This window comes from Actinomycetospora chibensis, assembly GCF_028737215.1.
Classification (GTDB): Bacteria; Actinomycetota; Actinomycetes; order Mycobacteriales; family Pseudonocardiaceae; genus Actinomycetospora; species Actinomycetospora chibensis.
The window spans coordinates 193,002-216,480 of record NZ_JAQZAM010000009.1 but is presented as its reverse complement, the minus strand read 5'-3'; the positions used below and the strand labels follow the sequence as shown (position 1 = coordinate 216,480).

Sequence of the window (23,479 nt, the reverse complement as noted above, 5' to 3'; positions counted from 1 at the left end):
GTTCACCAGTCATCGAGGAGGGAGATCGTCGTGTCGGGAGTCGAGGGCCGCGTCGTCGTCGTGACGGGCGCCGGAGGTGGACTGGGCCGGGAGTACGCGCTGCTGTTGGCGGGGTCCGGAGCGAAGGTCGTGGTCAACGACCTCGGCGGCGCCCGGGACGGCAGCGGCTCCGCCACCACCGCGGCGGACGCGGTGGTCGACGAGATCCGGGCGGCGGGCGGCGAGGCGGTGCCGTCGTACGACAGCGTCGCCGACGAGGCCGGCGGCGCCGCGGTGGTGCAGGCCGCCCTCGACGCCTACGGCCGGGTCGACGGCGTCGTGGCCAACGCGGGCATCCTGCGCGACGGCGCCTTCCACAAGATGACCGCCGAGGCGTGGGATGCGGTGCTCAAGGTCCACCTCTACGGCACCTACCACGTGGTGCGGGCCGCCTGGCCGCACTTCCGCGAGCAGCGCCACGGGCGTGTCGTCGTCGCCGGCTCGACCTCGGGCATCTACGGGAACTTCGGGCAGTCCAACTACGGCGCCGCGAAGGGCGGGATGATCGGGTTGATCCACACGCTGGCCATCGAGGGCACGAAGTACGGGATCCTGGCCAACGCGATCGCGCCGATGGCCGCCACGCGGATGACGGCCGACGTCGCGCCGCCGGAGGTGCTCGAGAAGCTCAGCCCCGCCCAGGTCGCGCCGGTCGTCGGCCACCTGCTCTCCGACGAGTGCACCGACTCGGGGTCGGTCGTCGTCGTCGGCGGCGGCCAGGTGCACCAGGTCAAGCAGTTCATGACGAAGGGTGTCACGTTCGCCGAGGTGCCCACCCTCCAGCAGGTCACGGACCGCTGGTCCGAGATCACCGACCTGTCCGGTGCCGTGCCGGGCGTCAACCCGGTGGGCTGACGATGACCGATCTCAGGGTGCGAGCCGCGACCACGGCCGACGCGACGGTCGACACCGTCCCCGACTCCGCCGGGCCGCGCGGGCTCACCGAGCTCCGCGTGCAGCAGTGGTGTGTGTGGAGCGCGCCGCTGTTCGTCGTCCTGCTCTTCGGGGGCCTCCTGCTCGCAGGCTGGGTGCCCCCGCCCGCACCGGGGATGACGGCGGCCGAGGTGGCGGCGATGTACGCCCAGAACCCCGACCTCAAGCGGCTCGGGTTCATCGTGGTCTTCCTCGGCGGCGGGGTGTCCGCGGGGCTCGTCGCCGCGATCCACCACCAGCTCCGCAGGATTCCGGGGGCGCGTCCGTTGGCGCTCCTCCAGGTGATGGGCGGGACGCTCGGGGTCGCTGCCGTATCGGCCCCGGCGATCGTCTGGATGGCCGCCGCCTACCGGCCCGGGCGCGATCCCGAGATCACCCAGGCGCTCCACGACATGGCCTTCATCCCCTTCATCGGCAACCTGGTCCCGTTCCTCGTCCAGGCCGTCGCCATTGGGGTGGCCGTGCTGATGCAGGACCCGGACCGGCCGCGGCTCCCGCGCTGGCTCGGCTTCTACAACCTCTGGACCGCCTTCCTGACGCTCCCCGGCCTGCTGCTGATCTTCTTCCACGGCGGCGCCTTCGCGTGGAACGGCCTGCTCGTCTTCTGGGTGGTGGCCACGGTGTTCGGGGGCTGGTTCCTCGTCATGTTCACGGTGCTGCGGGCCCGGCTGCGCGCGGAGGCCGCGTGACCGGGGTGCGGACGGAGCCCGACCGGGTCATCGCCGACGACGGGGAGCACATGCCCGGCGAGGCCGGCATCTGGATCTTCGTGCTCGGCGACATGGTCGTGTTCGCCGTCTGCTTCGCCGTCCTCGCGCTCGTGCACGCCCAGGACCCCGCGGGCTACGCCGTCGCCCAGGACGTGCTGCACCTCTGGCTGGGCGTGGTGAACACCGTCGTCCTCGTGACGAGCTCGCTGACGATGGCGCTGGCCGTCCACGCCGCCCGGGCGGGCCGCCCGCGGCGGGCCGCGTCGCTGGTTCTCGCGACCATGGCGGGCGCGGTGGTGTTCGTCGCCGTCAAGGCCGTCGAGTACACCGACCTCGTCGCCGCCGGGCACACCGCGCGCTCGAGCGACTTCTTCCTCTACTACTTCTGCTTCACCGGGCTGCACCTGCTGCACGTGGTGATCGGGCTCGGTGTGCTCGCGGGCGTGCTCCGGATCGTGCGGCGCACGGCGCCCACACGCCACGAGATGGGCCTCGTCGAGAGCGGGGCCGGCTACTGGCACATGGTCGACCTGCTCTGGCTCGTGCTCTTCGGCCTCCTCTACACGCTGGGATGACGGACATGGACCCAACGCGAACCCTCGTCACCGTCTGGGCGGCCCTGATCATCGCTACGGCGGTGTCGGTGGCGATCCACCTGGGACTCGGCGCCGGGGCGGCCGCGATCGTCGCGGTGCTCGTCCTCGCTTTCGTCAAGGTGTGGCTCGTCGGCCGCCACTTCATGGAGCTGCGCGACGCCCCGGCGATCCTGCGGCGGCTGTTCGACGGCTACGTGGTGGTCGTGCCCGTCGTGCTGGCCGGGATCCTCCTGCTCTCCTGAGGAATCACGGTGCCGCCGGCGCCACCTGCTCGGCCGCCATCCGGGAGAGCCGGAACTTCTGGACCTTGCCGGTGGGGGTCGTCGGCAGCTCGGTGGCGGCGAGGAAGAGCACCCGCTTGGGCACCTTGAACCGGGCGAGCTCGGCCCGGCACAGCTCGATGAGGTCCTCAGCGGTGACGTCGACCCCCGGCTTCGCCACGACCCACGCGACCCCGATCTCGCCCCAGCGGTCGTCCGCGACGCCCACGGCGTACGCCTGGCTCACCCCGGGGTGCCGGGAGAGCACCTCCTCGACCTCCTTGGGCATCACGAGCTCCCCGCCGGACTTGTAGAGCTCCTTGCTCCGTCCGGTCAGCTCCAGGTAGCGGTCGGCGCGGGCGATGCCGAGGTCGCCCGAGCGCACCCAGTGGTCCTCGCCCAGCGCCAGTGCGGTCTCTTCCGGCTTGCGCCAGAACCCGAGCATGTTGGTGGGGCCCCGGGCGATCAGCTCGCCCTCCTCACCGTCGGGCAGGTGCTCGCCGGTGACAACGTCGATCGTCCGGAACTCGGTGAGGTCGCCGTCCCGCTCCGGGATGCCCGCGGCTCCCGCGATCTTGACCCGCCCGACCGTGCTGGACATGACCTCGAGCGGGTCCTCGGGCAGCGAGAGGGTCATCGCGCCGCCCTGCTCGGTCATGCCGTAGCCGGTGACGATCTCGGAGACGCCGAGTCCGTCGCGCACCTTCTCCCAGAGCCAGACCGGGGCGGGCGCCGCGCCCGAGAGGATCGCCCGCAGCGACGACAGGTCCCGCATCGCGACGTCGGGGTGCTCGAGCAGCGCCACCGTCATCGTCGGGACGCACAGGATGTCGGTGGCCCGGTGGCGTTCGACGCCTGCGAGGTAGCGGCCGGGGTCGAAGGCGGTCTGCGGGATGATCGCCCCGCCGACCATCATCGCGGCCATCAGCCCCTCGACGTAGCCGAACATGTGGTAGCAGGGCAGCGAGAAGAGGATGCGCCGCCCGTCCTCGAACGCCCGGGTCAGCGCCGAGGCGTAGCCCGTGCGCTGCGTGGCGTCGTGGGTGATCAGCACGCCCTTGGGCGAGCCCGTGGTACCCGACGTGTAGAGGATGTCGGCGAGGTCGTCGGGCTGTGCCCGGGTGCCCGCGTCGGGGCCGGCGCCGCCGGGGTGGGCGCGTCCGAGTGCAGCGAGGTCGTCGACGGTGCGCACGCCGTCGCGGGTGCGCCCGTCGGTGGACAGGACGACGACGTCGCGCAGCTCGGGCAGTGCCCGCTGGCTCCCGGTGTCCCAACCGGGCGCGATCTCGTCCAGCATCCCGAGCTGGTCGAGGCTCGCGAACCCGGTCATCGTGACGAGGACGTGGCACCCCGACTGCTCGAGGACGTAGTGCAGCTCCTCGGTCCGGTAGAGGTAGTTGAACGGGATCGCGACTGCGCCGGCCCGGGCGATCGCGAACTTCAGCGGCACGAACTCGAGGTAGTTGGCCATCACCAGGCCCACCCGGTCGCCGGAGCGGACGCCGAGGGCGGCGAGCCCGTCCGCGAGCTCGGCGACCCAGGCCGCCGTCTCGGCGTAGGTGAGGGTGCGGTCGTCGGTGATGACGAACGGGCGGTCGGCGAACTCGGTCGCGCACGCCTCCAGTCGCGCGTCGAGGGTCATGGGCGTCCACGTCGCGAACCGCTCCCGCAGGGCCGCCCGGCGCTCCTCGAGGTCCGTGCTCGTCATCGTCGTCTCCGTGTCGTCGCCCTCGGCCCCCGACCCGGCAGAATTTAGCCTCTACTCAAAACTGCTGACAAGGGCCACCCAGGGCGTTGCGCACCAGCCGCCGCGCCGTCTCCTGGATGTCGTCCAGCGTGCCGCGGGCGGGGTCCCACCAGTCGGGCGCCCAGTTGAGCGCGCCGAGGACGAGCATCCGGGCGCCCCGGGGATCGAGGCCGGCGTCGAGCTCGCCGGCGCGGGCGGCCTCGGCGAACAGCTCGCGCCACAGCTCGCCGTAGCGCCGTTCCTCGGCCAGCCCCGCGGCGCGGAGCTCCTCGGGGAGCTGGGCGGCGTTTCGCATCGCCGCCGCCGCGAAGTCCGACTCGCGCAGCAGCATCTCCAGGTGCGCCGATGCGGCCGTGCAGATCCGGTCGGTCGGCGTCGCCGTCGCGTCGAGCGCGTCGAGCGCGGCGACCACGTGCTCCCGGGTCCGGCGGACGCCGGTGATCGTGACCTCCTCGACGATCGCGTCACGGGTGGGGAAGTAGTAGTAGATCGCCGGGAGGCGGAGGTCGGCGAGGTCGGCGATCTCGGCCATCCGCGTGCCGGCGTAGCCGCGACGGCTCAGGACGTGCGCGGCGGACTCGAGGATGCGGCGCCGTGTGCGCGCCGACTTGGTGTCCTGGTCGCCGGTGCCGGGCACGCGGGGGCTCCGTGGGGGCACGGCGGTCATGCTAGGTCTCCCGGACCGGGCGGGAGGGGTCACGCCCCGAGCCCGAAGCCGCCGTCGACCCCGAGCACCTGCCCGGTGATCCAGCCCGCGCGCTGGGAGAGCAGGAAGCGCACCGCCTCGGCGACGTCGTCGGCGTGCCCGAAGCGCCGCAGGGCGAGGTTGTCGCGGGCCCGGGCGAGGGTCTGCTCGGTGTACGCGCCGCTCTCCACGAGCGCGTCCCACATGCCCGGGCCTTCGAGGAGGCCCACGGCCACGGCGTTGGCGCGGACACCGAAGCGGCCCTCCTCGACCGCGATCCCGCGGACGACGGCCTCGATCGCCGCCTTGGGCGCCGAGGACAGCAGGTCCTTCTTGGCGTGCATCCGGACTGCGGGCGTGCTCACCGCGCACATCGCACCGCGGCTGCGGCGGAGCGGGGCGATCGCGGCCTGCAGCAGCGTGTAGCAGGCGACGGCGTCACCCTCCATGACCGCACGGAACCGCCGCGGGTCCGTGGCGCTGATGTACGCCATCGGGATGGGCGGGCCGGCCGCGTAGACGACGCCGCCGAGCAGGCCCCTGGACTCGACGGCGTCGAGCGCGGCAGCGACCGCTCCGGCGTCAGTGAGGTCGACCGGCACGGTCGTCGCGCGCCCGCCGCGGGTCCGTACCTCGTCGGCGACCTGCTCCGCTGCCTCCCTGCCCGTGCGGTGGGTGACCGCCACGTCCCACCCGTCCGCGGCGAGCGCGCGGCACACCGCGGCACCGATGCCGCCCGACCCGCCGCCGACCAGGACCCACCGTCGGTCGTCGTCCGTCACGCGTTCCTCCACCCCTTGCCCCGGCTCGACCTGCATGTTCTAGTAAGTACTAGAAAATGTCGACCGAAGGGAACCACGTGCACGTCGGGACGGGAGTCTTCTTCCAGGGGCTCGACGAGCGCGACGACGGTGCCGTGGTCCGCGATCACCTGGCCCTCGCCGACCAGGCGGAGCCGCGCGGATTCGACTCGGTGTGGACCGCCGAGCACCACTTCACGCGCTACCACATGATGCCGAACCCGACCCAGTTCCTGACCTGGGTCGCGGCGCGCACGACGCGCGTGCGGCTGGGCACGATGGTCACCGTGCTGCCGTGGCACGACCCCGTCCGCGTCGCCGAGGAGACCGCCTGGCTCGACCTCGTATCCGGGGGCCGGGCGCTGCTCGGACTGGGCCGGGGTCTGGGCTCGATCGAGTTCGACGCCTTCCGCGTCCCGATGGGTGACTCGCGGGTCCGCTTCGTCGAGCACGCCACCGCCGTGGCGCGTGCACTCGACACGGGCGTGCTCGAGTACGACGGAGAGCTCTACCGGCAGCCCCGCGCCGAGGTGCACCCCGCGCCGACGGCGTCGTTCCGCGGGCGGACCTACGCCGCCGCGGTGTCCCCGGAATCGGCGGAGATCGTCGCGCGGCTGGGGTTCGGCCTCATCCTCATCGCGCAGAAGCCGTGGGACACGACCGTGCGCGAGACCGCGGCGTACCGGGAGCTCTTCGCCGCGCTCCACGGATACGAGCCCCCGGCGCCGGTCCTGGTCAACTTCACGACCGTCGACCCCGATCCGGGCCGCGCCCGCGCGCTGCACGACGAGTACGCGACGGCCTATGCCCGATCGACGATCGAGCACTACGAGTTCACCAACCCCCGGCTGGAGACCGAGCCGGGCTACGAGTACTACGCCGGGCTGCGGCGCAACATCACCAAGCACGGGCTGCCGGCCTTCAACCGCTTCCTCGCCGACCTGCAGATGGGCGGCACCCCCGAGGAGCTCGTCGAGCAGACCGTGGAGCGGGTGCGGGCCCTCGACGCCGGCGGCGTCGTCAACGTGCTCGGCTTCGGGGGCATGCCCGCCGACGTCGCGGCGCGCAACGCCGACGTCTACGCCTGCGACGTCCTGCCCCGCCTGCACGCGATCGACACCCATCGCGAGCTCGGTGGCGTGCCGGTCCTGGCGCCCACCGCATGAGCGGCGCGACCGAGGAGGATCTGGCGCGGCGGCTGTACGCCGCGCTCGCCGGCGGGGACGCCGAGACCCTCAGGACGCTCCTGCACCCGCAGTTCGTCGGCGAGACCACCGAGGGGCTACCGCTGAGCCTCGGCGGCACCCACCTCGGCCCGGAGGCGATGGCCCGCGACTTCTGGTGGTCGATCGGCCGGCACTACCGGGCGCGCGCCGAGCCCGAGCGGTTCGCCCCTCTGGCCGAGGGTGGCATGCTCGTGCTCGGGCGGTACACCGGATCGGCGCGGGAGGGCGAGGGTGTCCTCGACGCCGCATTCGCCCACGTCCTGGACTTCGCCGAGGGACGGATCGCGGGCCTGCGGCAGTACACCGACTCGTCGCGGTGGGCGCAGGCACTGACCCCGGGCCCTCCCGTCCCCGCCGGCCGACGCCGGCTGCGGGTCGTCGAGCACGAGGTCGACACGACCGGTGTGGCGACGATCCAGCTGAACCGACCGGACGACGGCAACGCGATCGACCCGACGCTGGTCGAGGACCTCTACGAGGCGGTGTTCCGCACGGGGGAGGACCCCGCGGTGCGCGCGGTCCTGCTCTGCGGGGCCGGGCCGACGTTCACCACGGGCGGCGACCTCGCACTGTTCGGTGCCCTCGACCGTGCGGAGCTCCCGGCGCGGCTGCGGCAGATGATCGACGTCTACCACCTCGCCCTGGCTCGGCTCACCGAGCTCGACGCCCCCGTGGTGGCCGCGGTGCGCGGGGCGGCCGCCGGGGGCGGCCTGGGCCTCGTCCACGTGGCCGATGTCGTGGTCGCCGCCGAGGACGCCAAGTTCGCTCTCGGCTACGCCGCGATCGGCCTGGCCTCCGACGGGCTCAACAGCTGGTACCTGCCACGAGTGGTGGGGCTGCGGCGGGCGCAGGAGCTGTTCCTGCTCAACCGGGTCCTCTCGGGCCGCGAGGCTCTGGAGTGGGGCGTGGTCACCGAGGCGCGGCCCGCCGGCGAGGTCGAGGACCGCGCCCGTGCCCTCGCCGAGCATCTTGCCGCCGGCCCCACCCAGGCGTTCGGCCGGATGAAGCGGCTCCTGCGGGACTCGGCGGATGCCGACCTGGCCGCGCAGGCCGCCGCCGAGGTCACCGAGATGAGCGCGGCCGGGGCGAGCGACGACGCCGCGGAGGGCATCGCCGCCTTCCGGGCACGCCGCCGCCCCGCGTTCCGCGGCCGCCGAACCCCCACCGGAGAGCAGGAGCACCCGTGAACAGGTCCGTCATCGTCCCGGAGAGTGCCGAGCACGCCGAGCTGCGCGCGAGCGTCGCCAAGCTCGTCGGCGCCTACGGGCACACCTACTTCGCCGAGCGCTCGCGGCGTCACGAGCAGCCGACCGATCTGTGGTCCGATCTCGGAGCGGCCGGGTTCCTGGGGGTGCACCTTCCCGAGGAGTACGGCGGCGGAGGCGGCACGCTGGCCGACCTGTCGGTGGTCGTCGAGGCGGCCTCGGCGGCCGGGTGCCCACTGCTGATGACGGTGATCTCCCCGGCGATCTGCGGCACGATCATCGCCCGGCACGGTTCCCCCGAGCTCAAGGCGCGCTGGCTCCCCGGCATCGCCGACGGATCGACCAAGATGGCCTTCGCGATCACCGAGCCGGACGCCGGCTCCAACAGCCACGAGATCACCACCACCGCCCACCCGGACGGCGAGGGCTGGCGTCTCTCGGGCACCAAGTACTGGACCTCGGGCATCGACGAGGCCGACGCGGTGCTCGTCGTGGCGCGGTCGGGGTCTGCCGGGTCGCAGGGCGCGCGGAAGCCGCTGTCGCTGTTCATCGTGCCCACCCACAGCCCCGGCCTCACCTGGACCCACATCGAGGCCGCGCTGGTGCAGCCCGAGCACCAGTTCACCGTGTTCCTGGACGACGTCCCCGTCGGCCCCGAGGCCTTGATCGGCGAGGACGGCCACGGCCTGCGCCAGGTGTTCTCCGGTCTCAACCCGGAGCGCATCACCGCGGCGGCGATCTCGAACGGCATCGCGCTCTACGCGCTGGAGAAGGCTGCCGCGTACGCCAACGAGCGCTCGGTGTGGAAGGGCGCGGCGATCGGCGCCCATCAGGGCGTCGCCCACCCGCTCGCCGAGTGCTACATCGCCGTCACCCAGGCCCGGCTGGTGGCCGCCCGGGCGGCCGAGCTGTTCGACGCGGGCGAGGACGCCGCGGAGGCGTCCAACATCGCGAAGTTCGCCGCCGCCGACGCGTCGCTCAAGGCGCTGGACCAGGCCATGCAGACCCACGGTGGCAACGGCCTGGCGCTCGAGTACGGGCTCTCCGACTACTGGTTCCTCGCCCGCATGCTCAAGACCGCGCCGGTCAGCCGCGAGATGGTCCTCAACTTCGTGGCCCAGCGCAGCCTCGGGCTCCCCGCGTCGTACTGAGCAACCTCCCCGAGAATCGGAGAACGTCGATGACTGTCACGGACAAGACGGCCCCGGAGAAGACGACCCCGGAGAAGACCTTCGACGCTCTCGTGATCGGGGCCGGTGCGGGCGGGCTGTTCACCGCCGCCCTGCTGTCGCACCGCGGCTACCGCACCCTCGTGGTGGAACGCCTCGACCGCGTCGGCGGGCGGGCCTCGAGCGAGGACATCGACGGCTTCACGGTCAACAACGGCGCGATCGTGATCGAGGTCGGAGGGGTCACCGAGGAGACCTTCGCCGAGGTCGGCGCCCGGTTCGACGTCCGGCGCCCGTCGCCGCCGCTGCTCTACCGGATCGGTGGCAAGGACGTCGACGTCACCGGCGGCGGCTGGGGCTTCCTGCTCTCGAAGATCACCCGGCAGGGCGCCAAGGTGCTCGAGGGCCTCGGCGCCGCACGCACCGACGACGGCCTGCCCGAGGCCGGGATCTCGACCGCGGAGTGGCTGCGCCGCTACACGACGAACGAGAAGGTCCACGGGATCTTCCGGAACATGTGCGGGTCGATCTTCGCGGTGAGCTCGGAGGATCTGCCCGCCAAGGTCTTCCTGACCTACTTCACCCGGCGCAGCGCGTTCAAGAAGTTCGGCTTCTGCCCGGAGGGGACGATCGGGGTCTGGCGCGCGCTGGCCGACGTCGTCGAGGGGAACGGCGGCGAGGTCTGGCTCGACAGCGAGGTCCGCGGCCTCGCCCTCGGCGCCGACGGCACGGTCACCGGGGCCACCGCCACGCGCCCGGGGGAGACGGTTGAGATCGCCTGCCGTCTCGTGGTCAGCGACGCCGGGCCCGCCGCGACCGCCGACCTGATCGGCCGCGACCGCCTGCCCGCCGACTACGTGGCGACCGTCGACACGACGCCGTGCGCGATGATCGTCGTCAACTTCGCCAGCCGGACGCCGCTGATCGAGGCGCCGGGGATGCTCAGCTTCGCCACCACACGGCGGATGGCCTACGTCGCGAACTTCACCGCGACCTGTCCGGAGATGGCGCCCGAGGGCTGGCACCTCTACAACGGCACCTCGGTCCCCGAGCCCGCGACCGGCGCCTTCGACGAGGCCGCCGAGACCGCGCTGCTGCACGAGGACCTGCGCGAGCAGATCCCCGGGTTCGCCGACCACGCGCGGGTGCTCTCCACGAGCGTGTGGCGCGACGGCTGGCCGCCCCAGCGGGCGGTGGCAGGCTTCGACATCCCGCACTCCACCCCGATCGGCAACCTCTGGAACGTCGGTGACGCGGTGAAGCAGTACGCCAACGGCGGCACCACCGCCTGCGCCGAGACCGCGTGGCTGGTGGTCGACGAGATCGCGGCCCGCTTCCCGGCAGGCGCGCGGACCTGAACCGATCGGGCATGCCGCCGCGCGCTCCGGCATGTTTGAATGGGGGTTCGAAAATTCGCGACCTCCCGGGGGCGACCCGTGCAACTCGTACCGGCCATGGACGCGGTGTACCTGTGGGGCGAGGGGCCCGGCAGTCCCAGCCACGTCATCGCGCTGCAGCTCTTCCGACCGCCCGAGGGGGCCGGCCCGGAGCTGCTCGACGCCCTCCACGAGGGGATGACCGATCCGGAGCACGTGAAGCGCTCGTTCCGGCGGCGCCCGGTCCGGTCGTGGAGCACGGCGGGCCAGTTCGCCTGGGTCGTCGACGACGATATTGACATGGCGCTGCACGTCCACCGCGTCGGCCTGCCCCGGCCGGGCCGTGTCCGGGAGCTCTTCGAGCACCTGGGTGAGTGGCACGGCGTCCCGCTGGCCCGCGACCGGCCGCTGTGGGAGGCCCATCTCGTCGAAGGTCTCGCCGACGGCCGGTTCGCGCTGTGCACGAAGATGCACCACGCGAGCTTCGACGGCGTCAACATGGGCCGGCACCTGCTCGGCGGCCTCTCGACCGACCCGTCGGCCCGGGGCGGGACGGCCCCGTGGATGACGCCGCCCGCGCAGCGGGGCGTGCCCCGCACGCCGCGGCCGGAGAGCTCGTGGGGCGAGACGGCACGCGGGGTCGTCGACGCGGTCGGGTCCGTGGCCCGGTCGCTGCCGTCGTTGGCCGACGCCGGGTACACGGCGCTCCGCGAGCAGAGCGTGGCCCTGCCCTACGACGCGCCCGCGACGCGTCTGAACGGCCCGGTCAGCTCGGCGCGGCGCTTCGCCGGCGACTCCTGGCCGGTGGACCGTCTGCGGTCGGTGGCCCGGCGCACCGGCACGACGTCGAACGACGTGGCGCTCGCGATGTGTGCCGGGGCCCTGCGCACCTACCTGGACGAGCGCGGGGAGCTGCCCGACGAGCCCCTCGTCGGAATGGTCCCGGTCTCCCTCGAGGGCACCGATCCCCACGGGGCGGCGCGTGAGGGCAACGCGTGGGCCGCGGTGCTGTGCGGGCTGGCCACCGACGTCGACGACCCCCTGGCGCGCGTGGGTGCGGTCCACTCCTCGATGCGGCGCAGCAAGGACCTGATGGCGTCGCTGGACCCGGTGTCGGCGTCCACCGTGAGCGCGCTGACGATGGGCGGGGCGGTGCCGATCTCGGTGCCCGGGCTCCCGCGGCTCCCGCGCCCGCCGTTCAACTTGATCATCTCGACGGTGCCGGCAGCGCGGGAGACGCTCTACCTCGACGGCTGCGAGCTCACCGACAACTACCCGATCTCGATGGTGCTCGACGGTCAGGCCCTCAACATCACGATCATCCCGTACGCGGAACGCATGGCGTTCGGGATCACGGGGTGCCACCGGTCGGTGCCGCGCCTCCAGCGCCTCCTGGTCCACCTGGAGACCGCGCTCGCCGACCTGGAGAAGGAGACCGCGGACCTGGACGCGCCGGCCTGACCCCGACACGCGGGACCATGATCGTCCCGAGGTGCCGCTCCGGATGGCCTTGGTACCGTCGGAGTGGTGGTGCGATCACCGGCGCAGGACGAGGCGGCCCAGGAGGATCCGGCCGGGGCGGTCTCCGACGAGCCGGCCCCGAGGCGGCGCGGCCGCCCGCCGGCCACCGACGGGCCCAGCACCGAAGAGATCATCCTGCGGACCGCTCGCGAGGCTTTCGGCGAGCTGGGCTACGACCGCACGACCTTCCGGGAGATCGCCGAGCGGGCGGGGCTGACCCGCCCCGCCGTCAACCACTACTTCCCGGGCAAGCGCGCGCTCTACGACGCCGTGTTCGCCTCCACCCAGGACCGCGTGGTCACCGCGGGCATCCTGAGCGCGACCCCCGACCCGGACGTGTCGGTGCGGCTGTCCGCGTTCCTGCACGCCGCGGCCGACGTCGATTCCCAGGACCGGTCGTTCGCCCGCTTCATCACCTCGTCCCTGCTCGACGCGGTGCGTCACCCGGAGCTGGCGGACCACGCCGAAGGCCAGCTCGAGGCGCTGCGCACGTTCACCCGCTCGATCCTCGAGGAGGGGATCGCCGCCGGTCAGGTGCGCGAGGACCTCGACGTCCCCGCCGTCACCGAGATGCTCTTGGCGATCATGTGGGGGATGGGGCTGTACGCCGGTTTCGTCGGGACCCACGAGCAGCTGGAGTCGGTCGTCGACCAGTTCGCGATGCTGCTCGGGGGCACCCTCTGGTAGCGGTCAGGACGGCTCGCCGCTGAGCAGCTGGTCGCGCAGGGCGAACTTCTGCACCTTCCCGGACGCCGTGGTCGGCAGCTCGTCGACCACGAACCAGCGGGCCGGCACCTTGTACTTCGCCAGCCGCTCCCGGCAGAACTCCTCCAGGCGGCCCTCGACGCCGTCGGCCCCCGGCTCGCGCACCACCACGGCCGCCCCGACGATCTCGCCCCAGTGGTCGTCGGGGAGTCCCACCACCGCAGACTGGAGGACCTCGGGGTGGCCGGCGAGCGCCACCTCGATCTCGGCGGGCGCGATGTTCTCCCCGCCCCGGATGATGATCTCCTTCAAGCGCCCGGTGACGGTGATCAGGCCGCGGGCGTCCATGGTCCCGAGGTCGCCGGTGTGGAGCCAACCCTCCGGGTCGACGGTGGTGGCCGTGGCGTCCGGGTCGTCGTAGTACTCGATCATCTGGCCGTACCCGCGCGCACAGATCTCGCCCTGCACCCCGATCGGGAGCACTTCACCGGTGGTCGCGTCGACGATCTGGGCGTCGGTGTGCGGCAGGGGCCGGCCGACCTTGGTGACGAGGTCCTCACGGCTGTCGGAGCGGCGGGTCAGCGACAGCACGGGGGACAGCTCGGTCTGCCCGAACAGGTTGTGCACGGACGCGCCGAAGGTCTGCTCGACGGCCTCGATCATGCTCCCGGGCACCGTCGACGCACCGACGAGCACGGCCTCGAGCTGGGGGACGGGCCCCTCGGTCCGGCGCGCGGCCTCGAGGACGGCGCCGAGGACGGTCGGCACGCTGAACAGCACCGAGGCGTCCTCGGCGACCATCGTCCGCAGGACGTCGCCCGGGTCGAACTTCTCGATGAGGACCTGGGCCCCGCCCAGCCATGTCGGACCGAGCGTCGAGATGACGCAGGCGGCGGTGTGGAACATCGGCAGCGGGGCGATGGCGGCGGTGCCCGCCGGGACCTCGGCCGTGATGACGGTGAAGCGCGCGTTGTTCACGAGCGAGCGGTGCGCGAGCAGCACGCCCTTGGGCTTGCCGGTGGTGCCCGAGGTGAACTGCATCATCGCCGGCGTGGTCGGCGTGGCCCGGTCGAGCGGGCCGGTGGGGTCGGCCCGCAGGCGGTCGGTGTCCGCGAGGCTGATCGTCTCGCGCAGGTCGGGCAGGTCGCTCCGGATCTGCGCGACCCGGCCGGCGAGGTCGATGTCACGGCTCGTGTCGGCGTGCAGGAGCACCGAGGCGCGCGAGAGCGTCAGCGCGTGGGTCAGCTCGTGCGGTCCGAGGGCCGGGTTCAGCGCCACCAGGACCACCCCGGCGAGCGCGGCGCCGTACTCGATCACCGGCCACTCGACGACGTTCGGGGCGAGGAGGGCGACGTGGTCGCCGGGCTCGGCGACGCGCAGGAGCGCCGCGGCGACGACGCGCGCCTCGGTGAACAGCTCGCCGTAGGTGTAGCGCTGCTCCGCGGAGTCCCCGTGGCGGCGGCCGATCAGGGCGGGGGCGTCCGGCTGGTGCTCGGCGCGGTCGGCGAGGAGCCCCCCGATCGTGGCCTCGGCCAGCGGGACCGCCTCGTCGCGGTCCCACCGCGACCGTTCCAGGGTGCGCTCGGTGGTCGAGGCCGCGACCGGCGGACGATCGAGCGTCATCAGGTCACCACGAGGTCGTCGCGGCCGTCGCGCTTGAGGGTCTCGACGTAGGTCGGGAAGAGCTTCTTCGACAGCGGGGCCAGCGCGAGCAGCTTCGACATCTCGCCCTTCACCTTGACCTTGCCGCGGGCCATGGCGAACGGGAGGTTCACCTTGCCCTGCCAGTAGGCGTTCGCCGTCTCCGTCGACATGACCATCGTGGCGCCCGGCTCCGGCCCGTCGAGGCCCTGGTGGACGACCTTGCCCGGCAGGTCGATCGTCAGGTTGCTCTCCGGATCGGTGCACTCCATCCGGAGTACGAGGCCGGTGTCAGCGAGCTTCGGTCCCGTCTCCGGGTCGGCCATCGCCGCCTCGAAGATGCCACCCACGTAGCGGTTGAGCTCGTCCTCGTCGGCGAAGCCGGGCATGGTGCCTCCATCTCCAGGGATCCGGACCACTTTTTTATCCTGCAGTAGATCGGGGCACAACCCCATGCGTGTGAGGGAGCCAGAACTTCGAAGATGGATTAGAATCTTGAGGAGTGACGCCCCACGGCGTCGCCCCACCAGACGGACAGGAGTTCGCCATGGCCGCTCCGACCTCGCTGCGCCCGGGCAGCCGTGCGCTGTTCACCGAGGAGCACGACGCCTTCCGGGAGACCGTGCGCACCTTCATCGAGCGCGCGGTCCTCCCGCACGACCAGGAGTGGGAGCAGCAGCACCACCCCGACCGGAGCCTGTTCACGACGGCGGGCGAGCAGGGACTGCTGCTCTTCGGTGCGCCGGAGGAGTACGGCGGCGTCGGGATCGACGACTTCCGCTTCAACGCCGTGGTCTCCGAGGAGTTCGGCCGGCACGGCCTGTCCGCCCCCGGCCTCGCGCTGAGCCTGCAGAACGACGTGCTGGGGCCGTACTTCCTCGAGCTCACGAACGACGAGCAGAAGGCCCGCTGGCTCCCGGGTCTGGTGTCGGGCGAGCTGGTGTCCGCCATCGGCATGACCGAGCCCGGCACCGGCAGCGACGTCGCGGCGATCCGCACGCGCGCCGTGCGCGACGGCGACGACTACGTCGTCGACGGGGCGAAGACGTTCATCTCGAACGGGCTCAATGCTGACCTCGTCGTCACCGCGGTGCGCACCGGCGACGACCCGCACAAGGGCCTGTCGCTGCTGGTGATCGAGACCGACGCGCCCGGGTTCGACCGCCACCTGCTCAGCAAGATCGGCCTGCACGGTCAGGACACCTGCGAGCTGTCGTTCACCGGTGTGCGGGTGCCGGCGGCGAACCTGCTCGGCGCCGAGGGCGAGGGCTTTACCCACCTCATGCGCAACCTGTCCCAGGAGCGCCTCTCGCTCGCGGTGCTGGCCCTGGCGGCCGCCGAGGGCGTCCTCGAGAACACGCTGGACTACGTGCAGGAGCGCACGGCGTTCGGCCGTCCGGTCGGCTCGTTCCAGAACAGCCGCTTCGTGCTCGCCGAGGTCGCCACCGAGCTCGACGTCACCCGCACCTTCGTGGACGACTGCCTCGCCGAGCACCTGCGCGGCGAGCTCGGTGCGGCGCGGGCGGCGAAGGCCAAGTGGTGGTGCACCGACGTCCAGGCGCGCACCGCCGACCGGTGCCTGCAGCTCTACGGGGGCTACGGCTACATGTCCGAGTACCCGGTGAGTCGCGCGTTCGTGGAGGCCAGGGTCCAGAAGATCTACGGCGGGACGAACGAGATCATGAAGGAGATCGTGGGTCGTGACCTCGGGCTCTGACGGTCCGTACTTCGATGACCTGACCGTCGGCCTCGCGGTCACCGACGCCCCGGCCGCGACCCTGACCGAAGGGCGGGCGGCGGCGCACCAGGCGATCGTCGGCGACCGGCTGCGGCTCGCCCTGGACGACCGGCTCGCCTCGCTCGTCTCCGGCGGCCCGCTCGCCCACCCGGCGTTCGTGTGGGACACCGCGATCGGGCAGTCGACCCTGCTGACCCGCCGCGTCGTCGCGAACCTCTTCTATCGCGGGCTGGTGTTCCACCGGCTCCCGCGGATCGGCGACACCCTGTCCACGACCACCGAGGTCGTCGGGCTCGCGCAGAACCGGTCGCGCCCGAGCGGGCTGGCCGCCCTGCGGATCACGACCGTCGACCAGGCCGGGCGCACGATCCTCGACTTCTGGCGCTGCGCGATGCTGCCGCTGTCGTCGCCCGATGTCGTCACCGGGCACGCCGACGACCTGGCGGCCGTCGGCGCGAAGGTCTCCGACGACGACCTCGAGCGCTCGCTCGCGGGGCGGGACCTGGCCGCCGTGCCGGCGTCGGGCGTGCCCGCGGCGGGCGAGGTGTTCGCGGTCGAGGCCGGGGACGTCGTGTCGTCGGCGCCCGAGCTGGCGCGCCTCACGCTCAACGTCGCCCGCGTCCACCACGACCACCGGCCCGGCGGCGGGCGTCGCCTCGTCTACGGCGGGCACACGATCGGGATCGCGCTGGCCCAGGTCACCCGGGCGATCCCGGGCCTGGTCACCGTGCTCGCGTGGGAGGGCTGCGACCACACGGGCCCGGTGCACGAGGGCGACACGCTGACCTCGCGGATCGAGGTGGTGTCGGCGAGGCCCGGGACGGCCGGGGGGACGCTGCTCGACCTGCGGTCGGTGGTGTCCGCGATCTCGGCCGACGACGAGGCGGGCGAGGCGGCGCGTGACGTCCTCGACTGGAGGTTCTGCGCGCTCGCGATCTGAGTGCCCCGGCGCCGCCCGTGTGGTGCGGCGCCGGGGCTCCCTGGTCGGCCTCTGCTCAGCCCAGGCGCTCGATGATCGTCACGTTGGCCTGGCCGCCGCCCTCGCACATGGTCTGCAGGCCGTAGCGGCCGCCGGTGCGCTCGAGCTCGTGCAGCATCGAGGTCATCAGCCGGGCGCCGGTCGCGCCGATCGGGTGCCCGAGCGCGATCGCGCCACCGTTCGGGTTGACCCGGGCCGGATCGGCGCCGGTCTCCTTCAGCCACGCCTGGACGACGCTGGCGAAGGCCTCGTTGATCTCGATCGTGTCCATGTCGTCGATGGTCAGACCCGTGCGCTCCAGGGCCCATGCGGTGGCCGGAATCGGGGCGGTCAGCACCATCACCGGGTCGTCGCCGCGGGCGGAGACGTGGTGGATGCGGGCTCGCGGGGTCAGCCCGTGCTCGCGCACGGCCCGCTCCGAGGCGAGGAGCAGCGCGGCCGACCCGTCCGAGATCTGGCTGGAGACCGCGGCGGTCAGACGACCGCCGGGGGCCAGGGTCTTCAGGCCGGCCATCTTCTCGGGCGTGGTGTCCGTCCGCGGGCCCTCGTCGACCGCGACGTCCTTGTAGGGCGCGATCTCGCGCTCGAAGCGGCCCTCCGCGATCGCCCGCAGAGCCCGCTGGTGGCTCTCGTAGGCGAAGGCCTCCATGTCCTCGCGCGAGATCGCCCACTTCTCGGCGATCATCTCCGCGCCGCGGAACTGCGAGATCTCCTCGCCGCCGTAGCGGGCGTCCCAGCCTTCGCAACCCGTCCACGGGTCGGTCGAGCCGAACGGCTCGCCGGCCCCGAAAGCAGAGAGGATCGGGAACTGGCTCATGTTCTGCACGCCGCCGGCGAGAACGACGTCGGAGGTGCCGCTCATGACGGCCTGCGCCGCGAAGCTGACGGCCTGCTGCGACGACCCGCACTGGCGGTCGATGGTCACGCCGGGCACCGACTCGGGCAGGCCGGCCGCGAGCGCCGCCGTGCGGGCGATGTCGCCGGCCTGCGCGCCGATGTTGTCCAGGCAGCCCAGGATCACGTCCTCGATCGCGGCCGGATCGATGCCCGTGCGGGCGACGACCTCGCGGATCGGGTGGGCGGCCAGGTCCGCCGGGTGCACCGCGGCCAGGCCTCCCTTGCGTCGTCCGACCGGCGCGCGCACGGCCTCGACGATGTACGCCTCCGACATCTCCACCTCCGCTGAACGATTGTTCTTAATCCAGAGTAGAAGACGATGGCGCTGCGTGGGTGTGACGTCCTCGGTCGATCAGTGACCCTGGAATTCGGCTCGGCGCTTCTCGACGAACGCAGCTCGCCCCTCGGCGTAGTCGTGCGTCGTCGCATGACGCTGCTGCAGGGTCACCTCGAGCTCCAGGGCCTCGGCGAGGTGACGCTGGGACACGGCGTTCAGGGCCTGCTTGGTGCTGGCGTACGCGACGGTCGGACCGGCCGCGAGCCGCTCCACGAGGGCGACGGCATGTTCCCCGAGCTCATCGGCGGGGTGCACCGCGGTCACCAGTCCCCAATCCTGGGCACGCGCCGCGGGCAGCTTGTCGGCCAGCATCGCGAGCTCGGCGGCGCGAGTCAGGCCGACGCGTTCGGCGAGGAACGCCAGGGCGCCGCCGTCGGGCATGACGCCGATGCGCGTGAAGGCCAGCAGGAGGTAGGCGTCATCGGCCGCGAGCAGGAGGTCGCAGGCGAGGGCCAGCGAGACCCCGAGGCCGGCGCAGGCGCCGTGGATCGCTGCGACCACCGGCTTGGGTGCCTCGCGGACCGTCGTGACGATCGGGTTGTAGATCTCGCGGAGACGCCCCGAGAGGTCGGGAGCGCCGTCCGACGTCGTCTCGCGCGCGTTCTTCACGTCGGCCCCGGCGCAGAACGCGCGCCCGGCGCCCGTGATGAGGATGGCGCGCACGGCCGGGTCCGCCGAGGCGTCATCGAGGGCGTCCAGTAGCTCGCGCCCCATGTCCGGGGTCCAGGCGTTCAGGGCCTCGGGGCGGTGGAGCTCGATGTGGCGCGCTCCGGCGAGGTCGTGGCACCGGATGTCCTCGTACGGGGGCACGGTCTCGGCTCTCCTGTGTCAGTCGGCGTCGGTCATCGGACGTCCCGCCGCGAGGTTCTCCTCGAGGATCTGGCGACGCCGGCGCTTCTTGATGCGCAGCAACAGCATCAGCGTCGCACCGTGCGCGACGCCGATGACGATGAGGACGATGCCGAGCTTCAGCGAGACGTCGTAGATCCACGGCATCGGCGGCAGCGTCGTCGACGCGACGAGGGCGACCGTCCCCAGGCTCAGCAGGTGGAACAGGACCGTGAGCAGGGTCGCCCCAGCGTCGGCGACGCGCTCGTCGCGCAACACGTCGTCGAGGAAAGGTCGTCCCGCGCGTCGGAGCACTCGTCCGACCAGGAGCGACACGACGGTGCCGACCACCAGCACGGTGATGACTCCGGTCACCGCGTCCCACCTCCCCGTGGCCGGCGTGGCGAACGTCGCCCTGCGCCGGAACACGTCAGCGTGCCACGATTCTACGATAAATTAAACGCAACTCGCGACGAAGGAGCTGTTGGGTGTGGTCCATCCCCCGGACGTGGTGATTTGTGAGCCCCTTCGGACCCCGGTGGGGGGCTTCGGTGGGGCGCTGCGGGACGTGGCGGCCCAGGAGCTGGCGGCGACGGTGATCCGTGAGCTGGTGCGCCGGACCGGTCTGACGGCCGACCAGGTCGAGGACGTGGCGTTCGGGCACTGCTACCCGACGATGGACGCCCCGGCGATCGGGCGGGTGGCGGCGCTGGACGCCGGGCTCGAGGTGACGGTGCCGGGCATCCAGGTCGACCGTCGTTGCGGGTCGGGGCTGCAGGCGGTGCTCTACGCGGCGATGGCGGTGCAGACCGGCGGCGCGTCGCTGGTGCTCGCCGGCGGCGCGGAGTCGATGTCGGGCGCGACGTACTACAGCCAGGCGCCGCGCTGGGGCACCAAGGCGGGCGGGTTCCAGATGAAGGACGCGCTGGCCGAGGGCCGCGTGCACGCCGGCGGCAAGGACCACCCGGTCTGGGGCGGGATGATCGAGACCGCCGAGAACGTCCGGAAGCGGTACTCGATCGGTCGCGAGGAGCAGGACCGGCTCGCGGTGCGCAGCCACGAGAAGGCGACCGCGGCGGTCAAGGACGGGCGCTTCGCCGACGAGCTGGTGCCGGTGACGGTGCCCGGGCGCAAGTCGGACACGGTCGTCGAGGCCGACGAGCACATCCGCCCCGACGCGGCGCTCGATTCGCTGGCCAAGCTGCGCCCGATCATGGGCAAGCAGGACCCGGACGCGACGGTGACCGCCGGGAACGCCTCGGGGCAGAACGACGGCGCGGCGGTGTGCATCGTGACGACGCCCGACCGCGCGGAGCAGCTGGGCCTGCGGCCACTGGCGCGGCTGGTGTCGTGGGGCCTCGCGGGTGTGGGCCCGGAGGTCATGGGCATCGGGCCGGTGCCGGCGACCGAGGCGGCGCTGGGCCGGGCGGGGCTGTCGCTGGCCGACCTCGACGTGATCGAGCTGAACGAGGCGTTCGCCGCCCAGGCCCTCGGGGTCGGGCGGGAGTGGGGCATCGACCTGATCACCGACGAGCGCGTGAACCCCAACGGCTCGGGCATCTCGCTGGGCCACCCCGTCGGCGCCACCGGCGTGCGGATCCTGGCGACCATGCTGCACGAGATGCAGCGCCGCGAGGCCCGCTACGGCCTCGAGACCATGTGCATCGGCGGCGGCCAGGGCCTCGCCGCCGTCTTCGAGCGCACCGCCTGACGGCCTGCAGACCGAAGAGAGAGAGTTCTGATGCCCGACGCAGTCATCGTCGACGCCGTGCGCACGCCCGTGGGGAAGGGGAAGGGCAGCGGCGCGCTCGCCGGCGTCCATCCCATCGACCTGCTCGCCGGGGTCTACGAGGCCCTGGTCGCGCGCACCGGCATCGACCCGGCGCTGATCGAGGACGTCATCACCGGATGCGCCCAGCAGGTGGGGGAGCAGTCGGGGAACATCGGCCACAACGCCTCGCTCGCGGCGGGCTTCCCGGAGAGCGTGCCGGGCACGACGATCAACCGCCAGTGCGGCTCGAGCCAGCAGGCGGCCGCGTTCGCCGCCCAGGGTGTCGTCGCGGGCGCCTACGACGTGGTCGTGGCGGGCGGGATCGAGTCCATGAGTGCGGTGCCGATCGGGAGCTCGCGACCGAGGAGCCGGGGCGTGCGGACCGCGGAGCGCTACCCCGAGGGCCTGGTCAACCAGGGCGTCTCCGCCGAGCTCGTGGCCCAGCGCTGGAAGCTCGAGCGCAGCGACCTGGACGCCTACGCCGCGGAGTCGCACCGCCGCGCCGCGTCCGCCCAGGCCCACGGGACGTTCGACCGTGAGACCGTCCCGGTGCCCGTCGAGGGCGGCACCCACTCCGTCGACGAGACCGTCCGCGGCTCCACGACGGCCGAGGGCCTCGCGGGCCTGAACCCCTCGTTCCGCACCGACGAGATGGCCGAGCGCTTCCCGGACATCGACTGGAAGGTCACGCCCGGCAATTCCTCGCCGCTCACCGACGGTGCGTCGGCGGTGCTCATCATGAGCGCGCAGCGGGCCGACGAGCTCGGTCTGCGGCCGCGGGCGCGGTTCCACGCGTTCTCCGTCGTGGGCGACGACCCGCTGATGATGCTGACCGGGCCCATCCCGGCCACCCACAAGGTCCTGTCCCGGGCCGGGCTCTCCCTCGACGAGATCGACGCCTACGAGGTCAACGAAGCCTTCGCCTCGGTGCCGCTGGCGTGGTTGCGCGAGTTCGGTGCCGATCCCGACCGGCTCAACCCCCGCGGGGGCGCGATCGCTCTCGGCCACGCGCTCGGCTCGTCGGGAACGCGCCTGCTCGTGACCCTCCTGCACCACCTGGAGGACACCGGGGGCCGATGGGGCCTGCAGACCATGTGCGAGGCCGGGGGCATGGCCAACGGCACCATCATCGAGAGGCTGTGACCGTGGGCGGACCGCTGGCGGGCACCACCGTCGTCGAGCTCGCGGGAATCGGGCCAGGGCCCTTCGCCGGCATGCTCCTGGCCGATCTCGGTGCGGACGTCGTCCGGGTCGACCGGCCCACCGCGTCGGGAGGCGCGGCGCCGTCGTCGCCCGCCGACGTCCTCAATCGCGGGAAGCGCTCGGTGGTGCTCGACCTGAAGCGACCCGAGGCCGTCGAGGCGGTCCTCGCGCTCTGCGAGACCGCGGACGTCCTCATCGAGGGCAACCGGCCCGGGGTGACCGAGCGGCTCGGCGTCGGGCCCGACGACGTGTGGGCCCGCAACCCGCGCGTGGTCTACGGACGGATGACGGGCTGGGGCCAGGACGGGCCGCTCGCCGCGCGGGCGGGCCACGACATCGGCTACATCGCCGTGACCGGCGCCCTGCACGCGATGGGGGAGCACGGCGGGCCGCCCCAGGTCCCGCTCAACCTGGTCGGCGACTTCGGCGGTGGCGCCACGTACCTCGTCGTCGGGGTCCTCGCAGCGCTCCTCGAGGCGTCACGGACCGGGCGGGGACAGGTCGTGGACGCGGCGATCGTGGACGGCGCCTCGCACCTGCTCGCCGCGATCCACACCCTGCTCGGCTCCGGCCGGTGGCGCGACGAGCGGGGCGTGAACCTGCTCGACGGCAGCACACCCTGGTACTCGGTGTACGAGACCGCCGACGGCCGGCACATGGCCGTCGGAGCCATCGAGCCCAAGTTCTACGCCGAACTACTGGCGGTGCTGGGTGTCGACGAGGACCCGTCGCGCCAGCACGAGCGCGCGCATTGGCCCGAGCTGCGCGCGACGCTGGCTGCCGCCTTCGCCGGCCGGACGCAGGCCGAGTGGACCGAGCGGTTCGAGGGCACCGACGCGTGCGTCGCGCCCGTCCTGGGGCTGTCCGAGGCCGCGGCGCACCCGCACGTGGCGGCGCGCGGCAGCGTCGTCGAGCGCGACGGCCTCCTACAGCCCGGGCCCGCGCCGCGATTTCCCGCCAACCCCGTCGACGGAACGCCCGAGCCCTACGTCCCGGGGGCCGACACGCGCGAGGCACTGAAGGCTGCCGGCGTCGAGGTCGAGGACCTCCTGGCCCGCGGCTCCGCCGTCCAGTCGTGAGAATCTCGACGGGGTGAACCCCGCGTAAGGTGTC

At 72.8% G+C, this 23,479-nt stretch carries 23 protein-coding genes; 15 read left to right on the top strand and 8 right to left on the bottom strand.

Annotated elements, in window-relative coordinates:
• The first annotated feature begins 30 nt into the window (after window positions 1-30).
• Genes PH189_RS15950 through PH189_RS15935 form a run of 4 tightly spaced genes read left to right on the top strand, consistent with a single transcriptional unit; the run spans window position 31 to window position 2,520 of the window.
• Window positions 31-894, top strand: coding sequence for an SDR family NAD(P)-dependent oxidoreductase (locus tag PH189_RS15950; protein WP_274189787.1), 864 nt, complete (start codon window positions 31-33; stop codon window positions 892-894).
• Between the two features lie 2 nt (window positions 895-896).
• Complete coding sequence (locus PH189_RS15945; protein WP_274189786.1) at window positions 897-1,661, top strand: hypothetical protein; 765 nt, start codon at window positions 897-899, stop codon at window positions 1,659-1,661.
• Window positions 1,658-2,257: a cytochrome c oxidase subunit 3 gene (locus PH189_RS15940; protein WP_274189785.1), complete on the top strand. Its 600-nt coding sequence runs from the start codon at window positions 1,658-1,660 to the stop codon at window positions 2,255-2,257. The genes PH189_RS15945 and PH189_RS15940 overlap by 4 nt, the downstream gene beginning before the upstream one ends.
• A gap of 5 nt (window positions 2,258-2,262) precedes the next feature.
• Window positions 2,263-2,520, top strand: coding sequence for a cytochrome C oxidase subunit IV family protein (locus PH189_RS15935; protein ID WP_274189784.1), 258 nt, complete (start codon window positions 2,263-2,265; stop codon window positions 2,518-2,520).
• Between the two features lie 4 nt (window positions 2,521-2,524).
• On the opposite strand, the gene PH189_RS15930 is transcribed toward PH189_RS15935, so the two are convergent.
• Genes PH189_RS15930 through PH189_RS15920 form a run of 3 tightly spaced genes read right to left on the bottom strand, consistent with a single transcriptional unit; the run spans window position 2,525 to window position 5,752 of the window.
• Window positions 2,525-4,246, bottom strand: a complete 1,722-nt coding sequence (locus tag PH189_RS15930; RefSeq protein WP_274189783.1) for an AMP-binding protein — start codon at window positions 4,244-4,246, stop codon at window positions 2,525-2,527.
• A gap of 55 nt (window positions 4,247-4,301) precedes the next feature.
• Entirely contained in the window at window positions 4,302-4,943 is a 642-nt protein-coding gene (locus PH189_RS15925; RefSeq protein WP_274189782.1) for a TetR/AcrR family transcriptional regulator, read from the bottom strand.
• Window positions 4,944-4,981: 38 nt separating this feature from the next.
• Window positions 4,982-5,752, bottom strand: a complete 771-nt coding sequence (locus tag PH189_RS15920) for an SDR family NAD(P)-dependent oxidoreductase (RefSeq protein WP_274189781.1) — start codon at window positions 5,750-5,752, stop codon at window positions 4,982-4,984.
• A gap of 56 nt (window positions 5,753-5,808) precedes the next feature.
• Between PH189_RS15920 and PH189_RS15915 the strand changes: the two genes are divergently transcribed.
• The 6 genes from PH189_RS15915 (at window position 5,809) to PH189_RS15890 (ending at window position 12,954) form a co-directional block, all read left to right on the top strand.
• Window positions 5,809-6,936 (top strand): LLM class flavin-dependent oxidoreductase, encoded by a 1,128-nt coding sequence (locus tag PH189_RS15915; RefSeq protein WP_274189780.1) that lies wholly within the window; start codon window positions 5,809-5,811, stop codon window positions 6,934-6,936.
• A complete protein-coding gene (locus PH189_RS15910) occupies window positions 6,933-8,183 on the top strand; it encodes an enoyl-CoA hydratase-related protein (RefSeq protein WP_274189779.1) in 1,251 nt (416 codons plus the stop codon). Before PH189_RS15915 ends, PH189_RS15910 begins: the two co-directional genes overlap by 4 nt.
• On the top strand, window positions 8,180-9,352 hold the full coding sequence (locus PH189_RS15905; protein ID WP_274189778.1) for an acyl-CoA dehydrogenase family protein: 1,173 nt from the start codon (window positions 8,180-8,182) through the stop codon (window positions 9,350-9,352). The genes PH189_RS15910 and PH189_RS15905 overlap by 4 nt, the downstream gene beginning before the upstream one ends.
• Before the next feature lie 29 nt (window positions 9,353-9,381).
• Window positions 9,382-10,728: a phytoene desaturase family protein gene (locus PH189_RS15900; RefSeq protein WP_274189777.1), complete on the top strand. Its 1,347-nt coding sequence runs from the start codon at window positions 9,382-9,384 to the stop codon at window positions 10,726-10,728.
• 78 nt (window positions 10,729-10,806) lie between these two features.
• Window positions 10,807-12,207, top strand: coding sequence for a WS/DGAT/MGAT family O-acyltransferase (locus PH189_RS15895; RefSeq protein ID WP_274189776.1), 1,401 nt, complete (start codon window positions 10,807-10,809; stop codon window positions 12,205-12,207).
• 66 nt (window positions 12,208-12,273) lie between these two features.
• Window positions 12,274-12,954, top strand: coding sequence for a TetR/AcrR family transcriptional regulator (locus PH189_RS15890; RefSeq protein WP_274189775.1), 681 nt, complete (start codon window positions 12,274-12,276; stop codon window positions 12,952-12,954).
• A 3-nt stretch (window positions 12,955-12,957) separates the two neighbouring features.
• Here PH189_RS15890 and PH189_RS15885 read toward each other — a convergent pair whose 3' ends face one another.
• Both PH189_RS15885 and PH189_RS15880 read right to left on the bottom strand, forming a co-directional pair.
• On the bottom strand, window positions 12,958-14,595 hold the full coding sequence (locus PH189_RS15885; protein WP_274189774.1) for a class I adenylate-forming enzyme family protein: 1,638 nt from the start codon (window positions 14,593-14,595) through the stop codon (window positions 12,958-12,960).
• Window positions 14,595-15,002, bottom strand: a complete 408-nt coding sequence (locus tag PH189_RS15880) for an SCP2 sterol-binding domain-containing protein (protein ID WP_274189773.1) — start codon at window positions 15,000-15,002, stop codon at window positions 14,595-14,597. The genes PH189_RS15885 and PH189_RS15880 overlap by 1 nt, the downstream gene beginning before the upstream one ends.
• 158 nt (window positions 15,003-15,160) lie before the next feature.
• Between PH189_RS15880 and PH189_RS15875 the strand changes: the two genes are divergently transcribed.
• Both PH189_RS15875 and PH189_RS15870 read left to right on the top strand, forming a co-directional pair.
• Window positions 15,161-16,330: an acyl-CoA dehydrogenase family protein gene (locus PH189_RS15875; protein ID WP_274189772.1), complete on the top strand. Its 1,170-nt coding sequence runs from the start codon at window positions 15,161-15,163 to the stop codon at window positions 16,328-16,330.
• On the top strand, window positions 16,314-17,291 hold the full coding sequence (locus PH189_RS15870; RefSeq protein WP_274189771.1) for a MaoC family dehydratase: 978 nt from the start codon (window positions 16,314-16,316) through the stop codon (window positions 17,289-17,291). Before PH189_RS15875 ends, PH189_RS15870 begins: the two co-directional genes overlap by 17 nt.
• A gap of 55 nt (window positions 17,292-17,346) precedes the next feature.
• On the opposite strand, the gene PH189_RS15865 is transcribed toward PH189_RS15870, so the two are convergent.
• The 3 genes from PH189_RS15865 to PH189_RS15855 all read right to left on the bottom strand — a co-directional run bounded on the left by PH189_RS15865 (window position 17,347) and on the right by PH189_RS15855 (window position 19,767).
• A complete protein-coding gene (locus PH189_RS15865) occupies window positions 17,347-18,501 on the bottom strand; it encodes an acetyl-CoA C-acetyltransferase (protein ID WP_274189770.1) in 1,155 nt (384 codons plus the stop codon).
• A gap of 78 nt (window positions 18,502-18,579) precedes the next feature.
• On the bottom strand, window positions 18,580-19,374 hold the full coding sequence (locus PH189_RS15860) for an enoyl-CoA hydratase-related protein (protein WP_274189769.1): 795 nt from the start codon (window positions 19,372-19,374) through the stop codon (window positions 18,580-18,582).
• A gap of 18 nt (window positions 19,375-19,392) precedes the next feature.
• Window positions 19,393-19,767 (bottom strand): hypothetical protein, encoded by a 375-nt coding sequence (locus tag PH189_RS15855; protein WP_274189768.1) that lies wholly within the window; start codon window positions 19,765-19,767, stop codon window positions 19,393-19,395.
• A gap of 115 nt (window positions 19,768-19,882) precedes the next feature.
• On the opposite strand from PH189_RS15855, the gene PH189_RS15850 reads away from it, so the two are divergent.
• From PH189_RS15850 to PH189_RS15840, 3 genes are read left to right on the top strand one after another with little or no spacing between them, the layout of a single operon-like run.
• The gene (locus tag PH189_RS15850; RefSeq protein ID WP_274189767.1) at window positions 19,883-21,103 is read left to right on the top strand and encodes an acetyl-CoA C-acetyltransferase; all 1,221 of its coding nucleotides are present in this window, start codon (window positions 19,883-19,885) and stop codon (window positions 21,101-21,103) included.
• 30 nt (window positions 21,104-21,133) lie between these two features.
• Complete coding sequence (locus tag PH189_RS15845) at window positions 21,134-22,306, top strand: thiolase family protein (protein WP_274189766.1); 1,173 nt, start codon at window positions 21,134-21,136, stop codon at window positions 22,304-22,306.
• Between the two features lie 2 nt (window positions 22,307-22,308).
• Window positions 22,309-23,445, top strand: coding sequence for a CaiB/BaiF CoA transferase family protein (locus PH189_RS15840; protein WP_274189765.1), 1,137 nt, complete (start codon window positions 22,309-22,311; stop codon window positions 23,443-23,445).
• Window positions 23,446-23,479: the final 34 nt, after the last annotated feature.